This window comes from Endozoicomonas sp., from assembly GCF_051008435.1.
Taxonomy (GTDB): domain Bacteria; phylum Pseudomonadota; class Gammaproteobacteria; order Pseudomonadales; family Endozoicomonadaceae; genus Endozoicomonas_A.
Genome location: NZ_JBPCXO010000538.1, coordinates 1 through 19520, shown reverse-complemented (window position 1 = coordinate 19520; position 19520 = coordinate 1). Strand labels below are relative to the sequence as shown.

Annotated in this window: 15 protein-coding genes; 10 read left to right on the top strand and 5 right to left on the bottom strand. The window is 47.7% G+C overall.

Annotated features, from left to right (window positions below; translation table 11 throughout):
* Positions 1-172: 172 nt before the first annotated feature.
* Together ACR2PX_RS27655 and ACR2PX_RS27650 are read right to left on the bottom strand one after the other, a co-directional pair.
* On the bottom strand, positions 173-943 hold the full coding sequence (locus ACR2PX_RS27655) for a hypothetical protein (RefSeq protein ID WP_434002587.1): 771 nt from the start codon (positions 941-943) through the stop codon (positions 173-175).
* A 72-nt stretch (positions 944-1015) separates the two neighbouring features.
* Positions 1016-1756, bottom strand: a complete 741-nt coding sequence (locus tag ACR2PX_RS27650) for a hypothetical protein (RefSeq protein WP_434002586.1) — start codon at positions 1754-1756, stop codon at positions 1016-1018.
* A gap of 165 nt (positions 1757-1921) precedes the next feature.
* Here ACR2PX_RS27650 and ACR2PX_RS27645 point away from each other — a divergent pair, with 165 nt between their 5' ends.
* From ACR2PX_RS27645 to ACR2PX_RS27630, 4 genes are all read left to right on the top strand, one after another.
* Positions 1922-4315: a penicillin acylase family protein gene (locus tag ACR2PX_RS27645; RefSeq protein WP_434002585.1), complete on the top strand. Its 2394-nt coding sequence runs from the start codon at positions 1922-1924 to the stop codon at positions 4313-4315.
* Positions 4316-4393: 78 nt separating this feature from the next.
* On the top strand, positions 4394-5365 hold the full coding sequence (locus ACR2PX_RS27640; protein WP_434002584.1) for a sterol desaturase family protein: 972 nt from the start codon (positions 4394-4396) through the stop codon (positions 5363-5365).
* A complete protein-coding gene (locus ACR2PX_RS27635) occupies positions 5362-5718 on the top strand; it encodes a hypothetical protein (protein ID WP_434002583.1) in 357 nt (118 codons plus the stop codon). The genes ACR2PX_RS27640 and ACR2PX_RS27635 overlap by 4 nt, the downstream gene beginning before the upstream one ends.
* Positions 5719-5740: 22 nt before the next feature.
* On the top strand, positions 5741-6055 hold the full coding sequence (locus ACR2PX_RS27630; protein ID WP_434002582.1) for an Mpo1-like protein: 315 nt from the start codon (positions 5741-5743) through the stop codon (positions 6053-6055).
* Positions 6056-6127: 72 nt separating this feature from the next.
* On the opposite strand, the gene ispG is transcribed toward ACR2PX_RS27630, so the two are convergent.
* Entirely contained in the window at positions 6128-7363 is a 1236-nt protein-coding gene (gene ispG / locus ACR2PX_RS27625; protein WP_434002581.1) for a flavodoxin-dependent (E)-4-hydroxy-3-methylbut-2-enyl-diphosphate synthase, read from the bottom strand.
* Positions 7364-7600: 237 nt separating this feature from the next.
* On the opposite strand from ispG, the gene ACR2PX_RS27620 reads away from it, so the two are divergent.
* From ACR2PX_RS27620 to ACR2PX_RS27605, 4 genes are all read left to right on the top strand, one after another.
* A complete protein-coding gene (locus ACR2PX_RS27620) occupies positions 7601-7780 on the top strand; it encodes a type II toxin-antitoxin system RelB/DinJ family antitoxin (RefSeq protein WP_434002580.1) in 180 nt (59 codons plus the stop codon).
* Positions 7781-7819: 39 nt separating this feature from the next.
* On the top strand, positions 7820-8305 hold the full coding sequence (locus ACR2PX_RS27615; protein ID WP_434002579.1) for a DUF29 domain-containing protein: 486 nt from the start codon (positions 7820-7822) through the stop codon (positions 8303-8305).
* 80 nt (positions 8306-8385) lie between these two features.
* Entirely contained in the window at positions 8386-9150 is a 765-nt protein-coding gene (locus ACR2PX_RS27610) for a hypothetical protein (protein WP_434002578.1), read from the top strand.
* A gap of 349 nt (positions 9151-9499) precedes the next feature.
* A complete protein-coding gene (locus ACR2PX_RS27605) occupies positions 9500-16573 on the top strand; it encodes a hypothetical protein (RefSeq protein ID WP_434002577.1) in 7074 nt (2357 codons plus the stop codon).
* A gap of 172 nt (positions 16574-16745) precedes the next feature.
* Here ACR2PX_RS27605 and ACR2PX_RS27600 read toward each other — a convergent pair whose 3' ends face one another.
* Positions 16746-17015: a type II toxin-antitoxin system RelE/ParE family toxin gene (locus ACR2PX_RS27600; RefSeq protein ID WP_434002576.1), complete on the bottom strand. Its 270-nt coding sequence runs from the start codon at positions 17013-17015 to the stop codon at positions 16746-16748.
* Positions 17012-17260, bottom strand: coding sequence for a CopG family ribbon-helix-helix protein (locus ACR2PX_RS27595; RefSeq protein WP_434002575.1), 249 nt, complete (start codon positions 17258-17260; stop codon positions 17012-17014). Before ACR2PX_RS27595 ends, ACR2PX_RS27600 begins: the two co-directional genes overlap by 4 nt.
* 156 nt (positions 17261-17416) lie before the next feature.
* Here ACR2PX_RS27595 and ACR2PX_RS27590 point away from each other — a divergent pair, with 156 nt between their 5' ends.
* Together ACR2PX_RS27590 and ACR2PX_RS27585 are read left to right on the top strand one after the other, a co-directional pair.
* The gene (locus tag ACR2PX_RS27590) at positions 17417-18328 is read left to right on the top strand and encodes a proline iminopeptidase-family hydrolase (protein WP_434002574.1); all 912 of its coding nucleotides are present in this window, start codon (positions 17417-17419) and stop codon (positions 18326-18328) included.
* A 93-nt stretch (positions 18329-18421) separates the two neighbouring features.
* Positions 18422-19327, top strand: a complete 906-nt coding sequence (locus tag ACR2PX_RS27585) for a multicopper oxidase domain-containing protein (protein ID WP_434002573.1) — start codon at positions 18422-18424, stop codon at positions 19325-19327.
* Positions 19328-19520 lie beyond the last annotated feature (193 nt).

Genomic DNA, 19520 nt, shown 5'->3' with positions numbered 1-19520 from the left:
TCCGGTTTGAGACAGTTTTTATGATTATTTGAGGCGAATAGCGAGCTATTCAACGAAAAGAATCATAGAAAATGGCCAAATCTGGCTTTTTCGCAGTAGGTCAGTGGTAAGTCCGACAGGCTCCTAGAGAAGAGTCATGATTATATTGTCTGGTCCGGTAGACTCTGCCGGGTCAGGCTTGTTGCTCTGGCTGCTTAAAGCTCTCTGGCTTATCGATATAGAGTTTCACGATCTCTGCAGGCTTCATGCCTTCTTTTTCGACTCTGGAACCCCAGTTAAATTTTCCCTGACTTCTGTCCAAGTGTCGGACTGAGTAATGACCATCTAGCTCCATTCTCAGCATTAACTCTTCTTCTTCCCCTGTTTCCGTGTTTTCAAGCAGAAACCAGAGTAGATCCCCATTGGGTGTTTTGACGCTATACGGAAGAACTTGATGCTTTCCGTGGGCAAACTCGTCCTGATATTCAGGTTTCAGCTTCGCCTCTTTGCGGAGCTTGCCAATCACCGTTTCCGGAAGAGTGAGATCTTTCTTGATTGTTTCAGAGCCATTGGAAGCATTGAGCTCCCGTACGGCTCTGACGAAATGAATCATGCCCTTGAGAATATTGTAAAGGCCTTTGGTAGGAGCCGCTATGAATGACAGGGGTAAGCTGAGAGCGCCGCCAATAGTGGCTCCAAGATACTGGAAAGGTCTCACAGCTCTGGCATTAAAGAATTCCAGCTTTTTGGTGACAGTCAGAGTTTCGCTTCCGGCTGCTTTCTTTAGAGAATGGGATTTCCACTTTCTGACAGGAAAGGTAATCAGTCGACCAAATTGTTTACCGACGGCTGAACCTGCCCTTCCGCCGGCGTTAAAAGAATGGATCACACCGTCTGGCACAGACTTCACACCCATGGTCACGACGTAACCGGCAGCAGCTGCAACAGAAACAGGTGTTTTCATTACTGATTCCTTTCTTGGGGCATCCTATTAACTAGTCGTCAGAAATCAAGACTACTTGAGGCATCTCATGGATTAGATGTCATCGGTTGAGTTCTCATCCTCTGTGATAAAGTCCATTTGATAGAGCTTGTCTTTGAGCTTTTTCATTCTGTCATTGGTTTGAAAGTCCTCTGTTACCATGTCAAAGCCACGTTCATTGGTATAAAGCAATCGAGACTGGGAACCGCCTTTATAGCTCTCTTCAAATCGGCACTCGAACTCCTGTCCGGTATCTTTTCTTCTGGCCAGGTAGTGATCAACGGGTTTGCTGTATTCATTCAGCTGCGTGAAATGCACTACCGAAGCATTTTCGAAATCAAACTCTTCTTTGACCTCAATCTGTTTCTCACGGAGGATCTGGGCAGGAATAAACTTTGGCATCTGCATGTCTTTGGATCGGGTAAAAGAGTCGGATCGGGCGTGGAGAATGCCCTTTAGAATGTTATAGAGACCTTTACCAGGAATGGTCAGTAAGGCCAGCGGTAGAGAAGCTATGCCTCCTACAACCGCACCAATCATTTTACCGACTTTGACTACCTTGGCTTGATACTCATCCAGCTTTTTGACCTGTGCAGCCGTAGGTGATTGGTTGGCACGAAAGAGATTACGTTTTTTTTTGAATTTGATCGGAACAGAGACCATTCGGCCAAGCCCCTTACCCACAAAAGCACCTACTCTGGCTCCGGGGTTCAACGCATGACACAAGCCATCGGGTGTACCTTTCAACGCCATTTTTCCTACATGTTTGAATGAGGTTCCTATGGATGGAGTCATTGTTGATCTTCCTTAATCGGTTTATGTAATTAAACTTTGCTGATTAATATGTGATCGAACCTGAAAGGGACTGAAAAGCTGTGAAATCGCCGGTTATGGTGTAGAGTCTTTGTGTTCCTTCGGGAACAGCACCTGATAATTAAAAGAAAAAAATAAGGTATCACCATGGCTGTCTGGCTCAGGAGAGGCTTGCTCCTCTTATTATGTCTGCTCATTCTCATTACTCTTTCCGTCTGCGTCCTTTTGCAACGAAGCCTTCCCCTTCTTGACGGCGAAGAGTCCGTACAAGGGCTTCAATCCAAAGTTTTGATCGAACGGGATGAAATGGGCGTCCCCGTCATTGTTGGGCAACAACGTACTGATATTGCTTTTGCTCTGGGCTATCTCCACGCCCAGGAACGCTTTTTCCAGATGGATCTGAACCGTCGAAACTCTGCAGGCGAATTATCAGAGTTGGTGGGAGGAGTCGCTCTGAAGCATGATAAATCCCAGCGTAAGCATCGCTTTAGAAGAACGGCTAAGCAGGCTGTTGCCCTGATGTCTTCCAGTAAGCTTTCGGTTCTTGATGCGTACACAAAGGGAGTTAATCAGGGGCTAAGCAACCTCGACAGCAAGCCTTTTGAATATTGGTTGCTGAATACAGAGCCTCAGCCCTGGCAGAATGAAGATACTTTTCTGACAGTTTTCAGCATGTACATGGACCTCAATGATGACGAGGTTAAACTCGATAATGCCAAAGGTTTCCTAAGCCGGATAACTTCTAAAGAAGTCATAGATTTCCTGTCACCACTCAGAACCCGTTGGGATTCTCCTATTGAGCCCGGTTTCTATCCTGTCCCACCGACCCCCGGTGCAGATCAGGTCAATCTTCGGGAGAATCCTCCTGAGTTCTACACCGCATTGACAGGCGAATTGATAGAAGATGCGCTGATTGGCAGTAATAACTGGGCCGTTTCCGGGCAGCTGACCAATCATGGTGGAGCCATCGTTGAAGATGATATGCATCTGAGTCACCGGGTGCCGACTATCTGGTTTAGAGCACAATTTCGTTACCCTGATGCTAAAACCAGTGAGCCCGTGAAAATCACCGGAGTTACGTTGCCGGGTGCTCCCATTATTGTTGTGGGCAGTAATGGCAAAGTGGCCTGGGGATTCACCAACAGTACAGCAGACTGGGTGGATTTGGTTGAGCTGGAGTTGGGCGAAAATGATCTCTATATGACGCCGGAAGGTCCGGAGCGTTTAACGGTATGGAATGAAACCATTCGGGTTAAGGGTCAGGACCCTGTGGAGGTTGAATACCGGGGAACTCGTTGGGGGCCTGTGGTTGAGTCACCTTATGATTCCACTCAATATGCTCTTCGCTGGACAGCCCATGACCCCCAAGCCACCAACATTAACCTGATGAATTTGGAAACAGTAGGGTCAGTTGACGAGGCCATCGCTGTTGCCAATGTCAGTGGCATACCTCCTCAGAATTTTACGGTGGGTGATGCTGCCGGAAACATCGGTTGGACGATTGCAGGTCGAGTTCCTACCCGTTCAGGTCTTGATACAACCTACCCTTTGCCTTGGCAGGACGCTGACAGCCATTGGCGTGCCTGGTTGTCACCAGAAAATTACCCTCGGATTGTAAACCCCGAGAGCAACAGAATCTGGACAGCGAATGCCCGAATTGTATCGGGAGAAAACTATAAGAAGCTGGGGAATGGTGGTTATGCGCTTGGACCAAGACAAATGCAGATTCGGGATGCTTTGATGGCTCTGGACAAAGCCGACGAGAAAAGCCTGCTGAATATTGCTCTTGATGACCGCGCTCATTACCAGGAGAACCTGCGTCAGATTATTCTTGTAACGCTTGATGAGACGGTGCGTTCAGAAAAGCAGGGTCGACAGGCATTTTATCAGTTTGTTGAAGGCTGGTCTGGTAAGGCATCAACAGAAGATGTGGGTTACCGATTGGTCAGGGAGTTTCATGATGCTCTGAAGCTCAAAGTGGTGAAATCTCTGGGCCGCTACTTTATGTCGCAGTCTGACGATGCCAAAACGGATGTAGAAGACAGTTGGTTGCAGAAGGTGAATCATGAGAATGAAATGCTACTGAGACTTTATCAGGAGCAACCCATGAACTGGTTGAGTTCAGAGTATTCGAGCTGGAACGAACTGTTTCTGGAAACGATTGATGAAGTGGTCGTGAATTTGGGGGGTGTGGATAAGTTATCTGAAGCCACATGGGGACAGCGCAATACGGCAAAAATTAATCACCCGCTCAGTGGCGCTATTCCGGTTCTGGGACAATTTCTGAATATGCCAGCCGTGCCTTTGGAGGGTGATATCTGGATGCCAAGAGCCCAAAGACCCTCGGGAGGGGTCTCGGAAAGAATGATAGTAGCGCCAGGTCATGAAGAAACGGCTGTTTTTCATATGCCCGGAGGACAGAGTGGTCATCCATTGTCACCATTCTTCAAGAAAGGGTATATGGATTGGGTGGAAGCCCGGGAGGCACCTTTTCTACCTGGTGACACTCAATATCGTTTGACGCTACATCCCGCTCAGTGAGTCTGGCATATTGATCGATGAAGGTCTGGCTAAGGTAGGTTGAGATCTTTTTCGGTCTTATAAAAAAGAAGCTGCAATATGAATAACAATAAAAAGTTGCAGGACAGCTTGGCCTCGATCCTTGTTTTCCCTCTGGTCCTGACTCTTTCCTTGCTCTCGGTCTGGTTAATGCTGAAGTCCGGTCTGCATGAAGGCATTGCTGTATTCGCTGTCCTTCTGCCGGGTGCCCTGCTGATCGCTATTTTGGAAAGGCTGCTGCCCTATCGTCAGGATTGGAACCAGAGTGATGGTGACCTGAAAACTGACTTTCTGCACATGCTCATTGCCCAGATCACTATTCCCAGATTGGTTAAGCCGGCTTTACTGGCTTTGCTGGTCTCTTCAGTGGGGTGGATAAACACAACCTTTGACAATGGCGTATGGCCTAATGACTGGCCCCTGATATTTCAGGTAGCGCTGGTACTGTTAATCGCAGAGTTTGGTCGCTACTGGGTACACAGAGCGGCACACACTTATATTCCCCTTTGGCGATTTCATGCCGTTCATCATAGCCCGAACCGGTTGTACTGGATGAATGCAGGACGCTTTCACCCAGTGGAAAAAGTCTTTTTCCTGCTTCCGGAAATGGTGCCCTTCATACTGCTGGGTACGAATGTTGAAGCTATGTCTCTGTATTTTGTCTTCAATGGCATTCACGGAATGTTCCAGCACAGCAATATCAAGGTGAGACTGGGTTGGCTGAACTATGTATTTGCCATGACGGAACTGCATCGCTGGCACCATTCCAAGCTGGTCAGGGAATCCAATCGTAATTATGGCAATAACCTGATTATCTGGGACCTGGTGTTTGGCACTTTCTTCTGGCCCAGAGACCGTGAAGTCAAAGTGATTGGTGTGTATAACCCGGATTATCCCAAGGGTTATCTGGCTCAGTTAAAGGCTCCTTTTCAGGGGAGTCTTGATAAGCCGGCAGACTACAAACAGCGACCCAAATATTACGAGAACAAGATTAAGCAAGAATGCGGTGTTCTGGTGGAGGAAAAAGTATGAGTCGATTCACACGAGGTTTTGCTCTGCTATTTGCTGTGGCACTGATTATTGGTGAGACTCTGGTTGTGCTGAAAACCAACAAGTACTGGCCCTTGTCACTGGATGATTATCTGGCATCCGTTGCTTTGATCGGTATGGCCTTGTTGGGTCATAGGATGAAAGCTCAGTTCCTATTGCCTGTGGTGTGGGCATTTATCTGCGGCAACCTCTATGCGATGTTGTTTACCCGATTGGATCCAGTGACGGGATCGGGTGAGCGCATTGGTTTGTTGGTAGTGGCCTTATCAGCAGCGGTAGCAGGACTTGTTTCTTCCGTGATAGCCGTCAGGAAACAAGCAACGGAAACACAATAATAATAAAAAGAGGAAACCTGACATGGAAAAACAATTCAATTCATTCAGTGAGTTCTACCCCTTTTATCTCAGCGAGCATGACAACACCGTCTGTCGGTCTCTGCATTATATTGGCAGCACATTGGTACTGATCTTGTTAGCCGTTGCCCTGGTCACTTCCAACTACCTTCTATTGTTGTGTCTGCCGGTAGTGGGCTATGGATTTGCCTGGATCGGCCATTTTGTTTTTGAGAAAAACAGGCCTGCAACGTTTCAGTACCCTCTTTACAGCTTTATGGGTGATTGGGTGATGTATAAGGACTTCTTGAAAGGTTGTCTGAGCAGGAAAACGAACTGAGATCAGGAATGTATTTCAAAAACAGGAAGTGATGAATTAAAAGCCCGCAGTGCGGGCTTTTTAGGTTTGTCGTTATTGACTGGCAATCAGATCTTCTCGAGGAGAATAGGTTTTATGAACGTATTCCTCGATCATTTCCTTGTACTCTTCGGTGATATTGCCACCTTTCAGAGTGGTGACCTTTTCACCATCGACAAAAACCGGTGCTGAAGGAGCTTCTCCGGTTCCTGGCAGGCTGATACCAATATTCGCGTGTTTGCTTTCACCTGGGCCGTTCACAATACAACCCATAACCGCGACTTTCATCTCTTCTACGCCCACAAACTTGTGGCGCCAGGTCACCATTTTGGTTCGCAGGAAGGCATCCACTTCATCGGTCAAAACCCTGAAGAAGGTGCTGGTGGTCCGACCACAACCCGGGCAAGCCGTCACTTCCGGAGCAAAGCTGCGAACATCCAGAGCCTGGAGGATTTGCTGAGAGACAATAACTTCCCGGTCACGGCTGCCAGTGGGCTCCGGAGTCAGGGAAGTACGAATGGTATTACCAATGCCTTGTTGAAGCAGTACGCCCATGGCAACACTGGAGGAAACAATCCCTTTGCTGCCCATGCCGGCTTCGGTCAAACCCAGATGGAGTGCATATTCGCAACGCTCGGAGAGCATCTCGTAAACACTGATCAGGTCCTGTACACGAGAAACCTTGCAGGAAATAACAATCTTGTTGGCTCCCAATCCTCTCTCTACTGCCGCATCGGCGCTGGTCAAAGCCGACAGTACCAGAGCTTCATGGAGTACTTCCTGTGAGGATTTTGGTTTATCAGAACGCGCGTTCTCATCCATCAGGCGAGTGGACAGTTCTTTATCCAGGCTGCCCCAGTTCACCCCGATGCGAATGGGTTTGTCATATTTGATGGCTACATCAATCATGGTGTTGAAGCGGTCATCTTTCTTGTTGCCAAAGCCAACATTACCGGGGTTAATGCGATATTTGTGCAACAGGCGAGCGGTTTCATCATATTGGGTCAGCAAAGTGTGACCGTTGTAATGAAAGTCACCAACGATAGGGATGTTATAACCCTGTTGAGCCAGCTTCTCGTAGATGGCGGGAACTGCCGCCGCCGCTTCTTCGGTATTGACCGTCACCCGAACGATTTCAGAGCCAGCATCTGCCAGAAGCTTGATCTGCTCAACCGTACGCTCTATATCAGCAGTATCCGTATCCGTCATGGATTGGACGACCACAGGGGCATCGCCACCAATGGTAATGTGTCCTACCTGAACAGCGTGGGTTTTATGGCGTCGGCCCATTAACTTGGTTCCTCCGGAATACGTTATCGAGTTGCTTCGACAATAAAAACTGGCAGAAGTGCCACAGCGAAACAAAAGTGCTCACCGCGAATGTGTAAGCAGCCACAGAATCTAGATAGTTTAACACTTATCGGGAAAAGCGTACCGGGAAGAACGCATCCGGAAGCCTCTGGTTTCATGTACCATGGAAGAAATGATTGATTCCCATCAGAAATGTGTCATTGGAGAGATAATACTATGGCTAAAGAAACCACCGTCAGAGCTCGAATCGAAGAAGCATTAAAGGAAGAAGCGGAAGAAGTGCTCCATAAACTGGGACTGACGACCTCGCAGGCTATTAATATCTATTTCAAACAAATTGCTCTGAGAAAAGGACTGCCGTTTGATGTGGTGATTCCAGACGAAAAGAAGTCATAGGCTACACTTTCCAAGCTTGAGCGGGATAGGAGGCAATTTATGAAAGACTTATATGAGACTGATTATTATCGCTGGGTTGAGCAACAGAAGGAATATCTGACCAACCGTCAATTTGACCAGCTTGATGTGGATAACCTGATTGGGGAAATTGATGATATGGGCAGTGAGCTGGATACGTTGGAATCTCGTTTAACCACTCTACTGCTCCACTTGTTGAAATATGATTATCAGGTTCGGGTTTTAAACCCAATACTGCCTGAACCCTATAACTGCAGAGATTGGATGGCAACTATAGACCGGACAAAGATTGCAATTAGAAAGCTCCTTAAGAAGCGGCCCCATCTCAAGAGCATGTTGAACATGAGTATGGATGAAGCGTATCCAGATGGAAAACTGTTGGCGATTAAAGAAATGAACCGATATGTAATGAAGCATCAGCAACTGGATGAGCATAGTTTTCCAGAGATGTGCCCCTGGACTTTTGATCAGATCATGGAAGAAGACTGGCTGCCTTCAAACGATTGATTGAGTAAGGATTAACAGAACACAGTAGTCATTCTCTGCCTATTCTGAAAAGTAGATAACGATCAGAATGGATTCTGAGCATGAGCAGCCCCAAGCCTACAGATTCGTCTTCCTTTAACCCGTCATCTCCATCTGTCTCCTCTTCGCCTCCTGAAGCATCAGTAAAACGGGAAGGCCAAACTGACTTTGGTCGGGATGTGGTGGTTGTAGAACACAAAGAAGGTGGTGCCACTAATAAAGTGAAGGTCGTGGATGCTGAAGCCTCCTACTCCAAGTGGTTTACACAACGTTGCTGGGGTGGTGTTGGAGGTTTTATGACAGGCCTTGTATTGGGCGGTCCGGGAGGTGCCATTATTGGTGCGACAGCGGGGGCTTTTTATCCGGACTTGGTGGGCAGTGCCCCAGTGATGACCGAAGTGGATGTCCTGGATGTGGAAGAGTTTGATTTCATTAATGCTACCCCTGATGCCGTCAATGAACCTGTTTCAGCCCGATCTCAGATTGAAGATGCCAACCTTGATGTTCTGATCAGCCAGAAAGGCTCCATCATGAATATTCTGGGTATCTATGATCTTTCCGGAAGACAGTTATCCAGGGTGGCTGCCAGGCTGGTCAAACGCGATACACTTTATCAGGATATGAAGGACGTTAAGGACTACGTTCGTTCGCATAAAGGGTATCTCGCGGATACGGCTTTTCTCCAACATTTAAAATACTTGTTTACACAAGTGAGGCATAGACTCAACAGTGAACAGGCTGCCGATAAAAAGCTGATCAGTCTTCTGGTGGGCTCCATAGACAATATGGGCAAGCGCATTACAAACAACTTGAATCAGCAGGTCTAGCATTCATTTTGAACGGTGTATAACCAGTTATACACTTTTTATGCACAGGTTTTCCTCTGAAATTACCGGGTCAATAAAAAGAGTGCTTCGCATAATTAAAGGCTCTTAGCCGACTTTTCATTGTTTATATAAATATTTGCTGTTGAAAATATTTATACTTATCCACAATTGTTATAGAAAGTTTTCCACAGCCCGCCGATCACTTTACAAGATATCCTTCGTCAGGTTTTTTTGCCTATTGGACGTTTTTGGCTAGCAAAGCCAGAACCGGATTTAAGGGAGCACAGGGACTGTGCGATTGCAGAATCGATTGATCAGGCATTTCATAATACCTTCACTGGTAGGGTTTATGGCGGCTGGGCCAGTGTGGGCTACGGATTATTCCTCAGGAACAGTTGTCAGAAGCTCTGGCTCTGACGAAGTCGATGTTGTGAATGTAACAGGGAATCTCAGTGATCCGGGGTCTGACATTATTACCATTGATACTGGAGGTACTGCTGAAGGGATAGTGATTAATGATAATTTTACCGTTGATGATACCAGTAACACTATTTACCGTTCCATTCTGATAAATGATGGTGCTAGCTTAACGGGTGCAATATCCAACGCCGGTCATATCGACGATGGTATTACTATAGGTGCTGATGCAACACTGACGGGCAGCAGCTTTTATACCTCAACAGGGGCTGGCTCAACCAATACAGGTACTTTGTTGGGCGGGCTCGAAATAATCAGCACTTCCAGTATCAGTTCTGATGGCGATACGGTTGCAATTAATGATCATGCCTATGTGGATATCATCACCGTTTCAGGTACTTTGAGCACGTCGGGCGATGATTCCAGTGCCATTCTGGTCAATACCGGAGGTCAGCTAGGCGGTAATTTCAACAGTGATGGTGCTGGTGGAAACGAGATTACCCGAAATGAATCCGCCACGATCATTCAAGTAGATGGAACCATCTCCTCAACCAGTGTAAATGATGGAACTGGTGGGGCGGCCATAAATATTGCTGGATCAGCAACCGGCAAAATTGCCATTACTGCCAATGGCTCAATTACCACAGGCTCGATTGATCCATCTTTGCAAATCAGTGGCACTTATCAGGGGACGATTGATAATAGTGGTACTGTTGACAGTGGGATTGTCGTCACCAGTACAGGCACTCATACAGCTACAGGAGCTTCTGCTTATCAGTCGTCGGGTTCCAACAGTGAAACTGCCACTCTGACCGGTGGCTATACCATTGCGGGATCAGTCACTTCTTCAAGTTCCAGTGCCACGGTATCAATAGGTGAATACTCAACCATTGATACTGTCACCGTTTCCAGTGGTGGTGAATTAACCAATTCTGCAACCGGCAGCGCCATACTGGTGAGTGGAGCAAATTCCCAGATAGTCACGGGTATCACCAATGATGGCTCTATCACTGGCAATATCACTACAGGGTCTACAGGCACCATTTCTGGTGGAATTGATAATAATGCCACGCTTACCGGTGCCATCGTAAATGCAGGTTTGATTACTGGAAATATTGATAACTCAGGCTCCATTAGTGGCGGTATTACCAGCACTGGAACGATCAGTAGTGGCGGTATTATCAACACAGGCACTATCAGCGGTGGAGTAACTGTAGCCGATCAAACAGCAACAGATGTTGCAGCTTATCAATCAACAGGTGCAGGGACTTTGTCTGGCGGTTTAACCATTCGTGGCAATGTGACTTCTAACGATGCCGATGGCTCCGTTGTGATTGGTGATGGATCGATGAACGCAACAGCCATAGATAACATCAACATAGAGTCAACAGGTGTTCTTACTTCAACCGGTGCAGGCACTAAAGCAATTGTTGTCACAGAAAACACAACGGTGACAGGCAGTATCACTAACGAGGGAACGATTACCGGCCATATTGAAAACAGTGGCTCGATAGCCGGGGGTATAAACAGCACCAATACCCTGAATGGAGGCATCAGTAACACGGGGTCGATTGCTGGCGGTGTATCCGTCAGCACTCAGGATTCAGGGGGCGATTCAGCCTATGTTTCCAGCGGCAATGGCTCTCTTACTGGTGGCTTATCCATTAATAGTGCTGTGATGTCCTCATCCAGTACTGGCGCTGTTGTGATCGGTGATGGCACAACAACCAATGCCACTGCTATAGACAACATCCGTATTAACTCGACGGGTTCGTTGACTTCAGCCGGTACAGACACAAAAGCGATTGTTGTCACAGCCGACACTAGCGTGACAGGCAGTATCACTAACGAAGGAACGATTACCGGGCACATCGAAAACAGTGGGACGATAGCAGGCGGTATAAACAGCACCAATATCCTGAATGGAGGCATCAGTAACACAGGCACGATTGCTGGCGGAGTGTCCGTTAGCACTCAGGATTCAGGGGGCGATTCAGCCTATGTTTCCAGCGGCAATGGCTCTCTTACTGGTGGCTTGATAATCGCTGGAACCGTAACTTCTGCCAATGACACAGGCGCTTTGGTCATTGGTGATGGCACTGCTAATAGCAATACTATCGACTCTATTTCTATTGTCTCTGGAGGCACCCTCACGGCAACAGGCTCGGGTCAAAAAGCCATTGTGGTTACCGCTGGCAATCAAGTGACCGGAGGTATTACCAATAGTGGCTCAATCACTGGCACCATTGAAAACAGTGGCATCATTTCCGGAGGCGTTCGGTCTGGTGGTCAGACGGCTGAAAATCAGGTTTATCTGGGAAAAGCAGGCTCGACTTTAAACGGTAGCTTTGAGATCACAAGCGGAACAGTCACCTCGACAGCTGCTCATGCTATTGAACTGGAGAGCAGTGCCAGAGTTGGAAATATAACGGTTACAGCAGGTACATTGAGTGCTCAGGCCGCTGGTAAAAATGCGATTCATCTTAATAATGGGGCCAGTTTGGGAGATGGCACTCCCGTTGAAAGTGAAACCATTATAAATATTGGCAGTTCGGGTGATGTCAGGGCTACCCAAGGGACTGGTATTTACATTGCTACCGAAGGCTCAGGGCTGACCGGTAACATTGAGGTGGCAGGCAGTCTAAATGGTGGCATCAGTGCCATCATTGTTGCAGAGAATAGTGTTTATAACGGAACGATTGAAAACAGTGGCACGATCAGCGGCAAAATATTAATTGCCGGTAACCATTCGGCCATCAACGATGCACTTCTGATAACCTCTGTTGGTCAGCTGAGCAGTGTTGGGGGCGATACCATTATTGAGGTCACCAGTGGTGCTTCGCTATCTTCCAGTGCTGGCAATGCTATCAATATTGCAGGGACAACGACCGGTAAGATTCTGGTTAATGGCGCGATCAGTGATGGCAAAATTAACATCGCCAGTAGCGGTAACTATACCGGCAGTATTGATTTGGATGACGGCAGCGTAGCCGATGGCATTTCTATCAGCGGTAACCACACCACCAGTGGCAATGGTATAAACATCATCAATGGCGGGTCGGTGGGATCTGTCAGCAGTAAAGCTATTCATGTTACTTCCACCGGGAATCTGAACGCATCCGGTGACAGGGCTATCAATTTGAATGGTGGTACCTTGACGGGCACCATTCGAAATGAAGGGGATATCTCAGGGGATATCTATCTTAACGGTACCCAGAACATAGCTGGCTCTTCTTATTATTCCCAGGGGACTTCCGGTGACCGTGCCACCTTGAGCGGCAGCTATATCGTTGCGGATGGGCAAAGCATCACCACGTCAGAAGATGCTGTTTATCTTGGACCCTACTCGGATATTACCAACGTCACCATAGGCTCAGGATCTACCCTGCGCAGCACGGGAGCTAATAAGCGAGCTATCTACATCGCTGAAAATGCTCATTTAAACAGCGGTGCAGAAAGTAATGAAGCTCTAACGGTGAATGGTGCGCTTACTTCTGATGCTGGAGCCGCTTTGGAAGTTCAAGGAGCTTTGACCGGTAAGCTGATGATCAACGCTACCGGTTCTGTTACGGGTAAAGGTGGTGCTACCGATGCAGCCATTCTTCTGGATGGTTCCGGCACTCATAATGGCTCTATTGAAAACCGGGGTGTGATTCGCGGCGGTATTTATATTGACCAGAATCAGACTGCAGACAATCAGGCTTATCTCTCTCAGGGATTGGTCAGTGACCGGGCAGTACTGGTTGGCGTTAATGATCAAGGTGGAGGTTACACCATTGATGACGGTGTCACTGTCACTTCGACAGGCAGTGATACGCTGGTGGTGGGTGGATACTCCTATGTCGATTCCGTTGTCGTATCAGGCACTTTGAGCACCACGGCCGGCACCAGTGGAAGTGTGGGTGGCAATAATGCTATTCGAATAGCCAGTGGTGGTCAGCTGGGTGGCAATGATGCAGGAACCGGTGTAAATCGACTGGAAACAGATACTGTCCTGGATATAGAAGGAATTGTGTCGTCTGTTTCAGGGTATGCCGTGCAGATGGACGGTGTTGTAACCGGTGTTATCCGAGTTGACGATGGTGCTTCTCTGGTGGGCGACACAGCGGACGGTTCCATAGCCATCAACAGCGTTTACACCGGAGCGATCAGAAACCTCGGCACCATTACTGGTGACATCGATGTTTCCAACCGCCATCAAGTGACTTCCGGCCCTTTGTTGTATTTAACAGACAATGCTTCGGTTGATGGCAACTACGTTGTTAAAAACGGTGGTTTTGCATTCTCTGCCAGCGGTACTGAGATCCTTACCGAGGGCACTTCAAACATGACCGGAGTCGTTGTTGAGTCGGGTGGCACTCTGGGTATTGATACCAGCGAAACCGTCAGGACCCGAAGCGGAGCGACCATCGATAATGTGACGGTTGCAGGCACTCTTGCCGGAACCGTTCGCAGTGATGGCGATATCAAAGTCGTTTCGGTAGAGCTGGGTGGTCGTCACCGTGCCAGCAGTGACCATGCACTAGCGGTTGAGAGTGGCGGTACCGTCGAGAATGTCACCATCAAAGGCACCAGTTACTCTACAGCCAGTCAGATTGGGTTGCTGACCAGTCTGGCCAGTGACAAAAGTGCAATCTACGTTGCAAACGGCGGCACACTGGGTACTACTGAAGGTACAACAGCGGCCACGATTAACGGGCAGGTGACTTCTACGCTGGGCCATGCCATTGAAATTGCCGGTACTGCCAGAGGTGCCATGAACATTGGCCAGTATGGTCTGGTTTATTCGGGCGAAGCCGCTGACAGCGGTATCAAGATCGGTGGAAGTTACACCGGCAGGATATACAACCAGGGTGAAGTAGCTTCTGGTATCACTGTGTACGGCTCCCACATTTCCAGTACTCAGGCCTATTATGCGAAAGGCAATAGCAGTACTGCCAAGTCTAAATTAACCGGTGGCTATCGGGTTATGAATGGTGGCTCTGTGAGCTCCAATGCCAGTCATGCGGTACATCTGGATGAATACTCTGAAACGGATTTTATTGAGGTCAGTGGCAGTAGTAGTTCGATTAAAGCTAATGCTGACGGCCAGTCTGCCATTTATGTCGCTGACAATGCCAAGTTGGGTAACGGTATTACAGGTATCGGAATTACCTCGGGTGGTTTGATAACAGGTACCAGCAATGTAGGAAGTGCTGCCATCAAAGTTGACGGCACTCTGTCAGGTAATATTGCTGTTAGCAGTGGCGGTCAGCTGGGCAACAATACGACAGCCTACGCTGTTGATTTTGCCAATGCCGATACAGCATTGAATTTTGTCCAGACAGGCTCTTCCTCTTTCACTAAAGGACGGGTTCAGGGCAGCAGCCTGGCAACAGACATTGTTTCGATTCGGGAAGGTTCTTTTGAAGGCAATCTGACAGGCGTAGAGCACCTGATCATTAGTGATGATTCTTATATAAAGATGCACGGTGACTTTACATTGCCAGGCAAGACAACGGTTTATCTGGATAACAATCTTAATGCCGGTAAGTCCCTGATCACTTCTACGGGTACCGTGTATGCTAGTGCTGACCGCAGTAATCTGACCTTTGTTCCTGAAGACAACGATGCTTATTTGAATCTTTATCGATCGGGTCCTGTCATTACGGTAGTGGATGCTCAGGGCGTGGACGAAAATGCAGTCGATCTGATTGATGTGGATTCAGGCAGCGTCCTGCTGCAAACAGAGAAATACGTTGAAAATAACAGCATCAAGGTGCGCCTGAAAGCCAGCACTTCAGAAGATGTTAATGGTGTTATGGGGCAGGCACTCCTGGCTGCTCTGGATCCAAACGCTGATCCTGTGAAGTCTCAGCAAATCCTGACCACTCTGAATCAGGATGAAGATGTGGTGGGTGATATTGAAGATGATGTTCGGGCAGACACCACTGGCTATGCCTACATTGCTCCAAGAGAGATGGCACTGGCTACCCAGAATATTGTGTTTGACCGGATCGACAGCCTGAGAACCGGAGGCCTGAACTTTGGTGACGATGGTTATGGCTTTGGGTTATACGGCAACAGTTATGATGATGGCGATGAAGCCAGGGATGAAGAGGATGAGCAGCAGGAATATGAGCCGGATTCAGATCCGGTATCAACCAGCCGCTACCGTCAGGTCCGCCAGATGGATTACACGCTGATTAATGGCGGTACTTTCTGGGGGCAGATGATGTACCTGGAAGGAAATCACGACGAGAAGAATGGCAGTGATGGTTTTAATAACCGTGCCGGAGGCATCGTTCTCGGGATAGATTCTGTTGTGCTGGACAGCTTCCGACTCGGTATTGCTGCAACCTACGGCTTTGGTGTTGTCAATACAGAAGGTGATCGTTCAACCGAGAGTCACAACTTCCTTGGCACTGTCTATGGCAGCTGGGAAAGGGGATCCTATTTTGTAGATATCCTGTTGACTCTGGGAACCGCTCAGAATGATACGGATAAAAAGGTTGAAAATCAGACAGTAACCGGCGACTACACCAGCAAGCAATGGAACCTGAAAACCGTTGCCGGTTATCGTTTCCCGGTAGGGGATAGCTGGGAATTTACTCCGATTGTTGAGTTCAATTACGGTCAGGTTCGCTTCGATGCTTATGATGAGAAAGGCACGGTAGGTACTGAGCAGAAGATTGAAATTCAGGATTACAGTGCGCTGGAAATGGGACTTGGCTTCACCCTGCGTGGGCTGTTCCACAACGGCAGCAGCTATGTTGAGCCTGACTTCACCTTTAAAGCTTACAGTGATCTGAACACGACCGGTTCGAAGGTACAATACACCTTCCTGGCTGGTGGCCCTTCGGCATTTGTAGAAGGCCCCGAGCGTGACAGGCAGCGTTATCTGACCAGCTTTGGCCTGTACTTCGATATGGGCAGTAACTGGTTTATCCGAACTGGCTACGACTATCGCTGGAGTCAGCATTACCGCTCCCATGCATTTAATGCCAAGTTCCGGTATCACTTCTAGGAGCCTGTCGGACTTACCACTGACCTACTGCGAAAAAGCCGGATTTGGCCATTTTTTATAATTCTTTTCGTTGAATAGCTCGCTATTCGCCTCAAATAATCATAAAAACTGTCTCAAACCGGACTTTTTCTCGCTAAGTCCGACAGACTCCTGGCGTTCTGGTTGTTAGTGATTAGATAGGCCTGTTCTGGCGATGATGATAGATGCCGACGATAATGATTTCTTCTGCTACTTGGTAGTGGATAACAAATTTTGGCTTCTTCAGGGTGAGTTTGTAGAGTCCTGACTCCATTTCTCGACCTGTTTTTGGGTTGTAGACCAGCTGTTCAACAGCTTTGAGCATCTGCTCTATAACTGCCTCAGGATCATAATCACCCACCATGGCCATGAAGGCGTAGTGAGCTTCTAATTGGTTGATAGCTTCTTCAGCCCATCGAATCATGACTTTTTGCTTCCAGCCATAAACTTCTTTTTGACGGCATCATGGCTAAAAGTTTTCATCTCTCCAGTATTGATTTTCTTGAGTGTTTCCTTTGAATGTTCAAGTTGCCACTCATGAGCATCAATTAGATCATTGACTGCAGATCGAATAAGATAGGACGTATCTCTATCCTCAAGAGCGGCCAACTCTTCGAGCTTTTCTAGAGTTTCCTCATCGAACCTCACGGGTTTTAATGTTTTAGACATCCGAAGTTCCATTGTAAGACGTTGTAGATACAAAGTAATACAGTATTTTGCATCGCGCCATATCAAGAGTCTGAAAAACGATCTTGGCATCTTCACCGCATTTCCACAGAAACTGCCTAAACTGAACCCGTTGTTAAATCTAAACAGCGTGCAGGCATGATGACCAAGCAAGAGAAGCTCAAAGCACCGGGTGTTCAGTGGGTGACGCTGGATAATGGCTACAAGGTCTGGACACAAAAGGTAGGCTCGGGGCCTGTAAAGTTACTGACCCTGCACGGAGGGCCGGGCTTTTCCCATGAATATCTCGAATGTCTTGAAGAGTTTCTGGCCCCAGAGGGTGTGGAAGTCATCTTTTATGATCAACTGGGATCCTGGTGTTCGGATCAGCCTGACGATGAGTCACTCTGGCGGCTTGAGCGATTTGTTGAAGAAATAGAGCAGGTACGTTCTGCTTTGGATCTGGAGGATTTCTATCTCTATGGTCACTCTGGTGGCGGTCTCTGGGCCATTGAATATGCCCTGAAGTATCAGCGTCATCTTAAGGGGCTCATACTGGGGGGGATCACTGGCAGCATTCAGTCCTATATGGCTCATATCAATCATCTCAGGGATCAACTTCCTCAGGAAGTCATTGATAAAATGAAACAGTATGAAGCCTTGGGAGATCTTGAAAATGAAGAGTACCAGTCGCTCCTGATGGAGCATCTTTATCGCAAGTACAGCTGTCGATTACCTGAGTGGCCTGAACCTTTAAGACGAACCTTTGCTCACCTGAACCACCAGGTTTATAACACTATGCAGGGCAATAATGAGTTTGTTTTCACCGGAAATCTTCTGGGTTGGGATCGCTGGAATGATCTGGCAGAAATCCGGGTCGCTACGCTGGTGCTGGCGGGTCGCTATGACACCATGTCACCGGATGATCAAAGACAAATGGCTTCCATTCTTCCTCATAGCAGACTGATACTTTGTGATAATGGCAGTCATTGGTCCATGTGGGATGATCCGGAAAACTACAGGCAAGCCCTGGTGGGTTTTTTCAGAGATGTAGAAAGCGGAAGAATATAGTGTCTGCATTCATCCGATAGCCATTTTGATCTCTGCTATTCTGATTCCTCTATTCAAGTAGTCAGGTTTAGAGCGGCTGTCCGGATGAGCGAGATGTTCTTAGTTTCAGATCGAAAAAGATGGCAGTGGACACTGCTTGCTGCATTATTGCTTTGGTATTCTTTTGATGTGCTTGCCCGGCCGGTTGAGAGAAGTCTCGATGCTTCAGGTTCAGGAAGTGGCTGGCTTCCGGTTTCTGAGCGTTTAAAAGAGTCTGCCAGCATTTCCAGTCAGGAAAAAAAGCTTACCGCTCAAATGGAATTTGTGCAGGATACCTTTCAGGCTCCCTGTCACAATATCACTACCCGGATGTATCGCTTTAACGGAATCTCTTCTGTACCCGGTCCCACCCTAAGAATAAAGAGAGGGGATCTTCTGGATGTTACTCTGGTCAACACCCTGCCTAAAGGTGCAGAAGGTCAGATCAATCACTTCCGACTACCGAATACCACGAATTTTCATACCCACGGACTCCATGTTTCCTCTCGCTCGCCTGCTGATGATGTCTTGTCTATTCAGGTAAATGGGGGAGAGCAGTTCCATTATCAAACTCAACTACCGGGCTATCACACGCCGGGGGTTTACTGGTATCACCCACATCAGCATGGATCGACAGCACTGCAGGTTGGAGGTGGTGCGGCAGGGGCCATTGTGGTTGAAGAGGAGGATTCTGATCATATTCCTGCTGATATAGCGGCCCTTGAAAAAGAGCTGATTATGTTTAACGAATGGAATCTGGAAAAAATGAAGGAGATTGCGACAGCTTCTAATGATCAGATCTGGAAGGTTGAGTCCAATGGAGCCTGTACTCCTGAAGAGGAGGCAAGTTTTGCCAACCATAGCTTTATCACTGCTAACGGTCAGTATCAGCCTTTTCTGACAATGGAAAAAGGCCAGTGGAAGCGTCTGCAACTGGTCAATGCGGCTTTTATGCAATGGCTGATAGGACTTACGCATTGACAGCGTGTTCCGAAATTTGATAATTGACCCAAATGATTGTTTATCAGGGATGAAAGTGAGAAGTACTACGGCCCTTTTACAGGTTGGCTGATCATTTTTGGGCCTCCTGCCTGATTTTTAGATAGAGATAATCAAGATCATTGTAACCACATGCCTTGTATATTATCCGCTTGATGACACCATTGAAGGCTTC

What these genes read in the sequence shown, in the direction of transcription:
- ACR2PX_RS27655 (WP_434002587.1), bottom strand. Translation starts at nt 943, where the DNA reads ATGAAAACACCTGTTTCTGTTGCAGCTGCTGCCGGTTACGTCGTGACC.
- ACR2PX_RS27650 (WP_434002586.1), bottom strand. Translation starts at nt 1,756, where the DNA reads ATGACTCCATCCATAGGAACCTCATTCAAACATGTAGGAAAAATGGCG.
- ACR2PX_RS27645 (WP_434002585.1), top strand. Translation starts at nt 1,922, where the DNA reads ATGGCTGTCTGGCTCAGGAGAGGCTTGCTCCTCTTATTATGTCTGCTC.
- ACR2PX_RS27640 (WP_434002584.1), top strand. Translation starts at nt 4,394, where the DNA reads ATGAATAACAATAAAAAGTTGCAGGACAGCTTGGCCTCGATCCTTGTT.
- ACR2PX_RS27635 (WP_434002583.1), top strand. Translation starts at nt 5,362, where the DNA reads ATGAGTCGATTCACACGAGGTTTTGCTCTGCTATTTGCTGTGGCACTG.
- ACR2PX_RS27630 (WP_434002582.1), top strand. Translation starts at nt 5,741, where the DNA reads ATGGAAAAACAATTCAATTCATTCAGTGAGTTCTACCCCTTTTATCTC.
- ispG (WP_434002581.1), bottom strand. Translation starts at nt 7,363, where the DNA reads ATGGGCCGACGCCATAAAACCCACGCTGTTCAGGTAGGACACATTACC.
- ACR2PX_RS27620 (WP_434002580.1), top strand. Translation starts at nt 7,601, where the DNA reads ATGGCTAAAGAAACCACCGTCAGAGCTCGAATCGAAGAAGCATTAAAG.
- ACR2PX_RS27615 (WP_434002579.1), top strand. Translation starts at nt 7,820, where the DNA reads ATGAAAGACTTATATGAGACTGATTATTATCGCTGGGTTGAGCAACAG.
- ACR2PX_RS27610 (WP_434002578.1), top strand. Translation starts at nt 8,386, where the DNA reads ATGAGCAGCCCCAAGCCTACAGATTCGTCTTCCTTTAACCCGTCATCT.
- ACR2PX_RS27605 (WP_434002577.1), top strand. Translation starts at nt 9,500, where the DNA reads ATGGCGGCTGGGCCAGTGTGGGCTACGGATTATTCCTCAGGAACAGTT.
- ACR2PX_RS27600 (WP_434002576.1), bottom strand. Translation starts at nt 17,015, where the DNA reads ATGATTCGATGGGCTGAAGAAGCTATCAACCAATTAGAAGCTCACTAC.
- ACR2PX_RS27595 (WP_434002575.1), bottom strand. Translation starts at nt 17,260, where the DNA reads ATGTCTAAAACATTAAAACCCGTGAGGTTCGATGAGGAAACTCTAGAA.
- ACR2PX_RS27590 (WP_434002574.1), top strand. Translation starts at nt 17,417, where the DNA reads ATGATGACCAAGCAAGAGAAGCTCAAAGCACCGGGTGTTCAGTGGGTG.
- ACR2PX_RS27585 (WP_434002573.1), top strand. Translation starts at nt 18,422, where the DNA reads ATGTTCTTAGTTTCAGATCGAAAAAGATGGCAGTGGACACTGCTTGCT.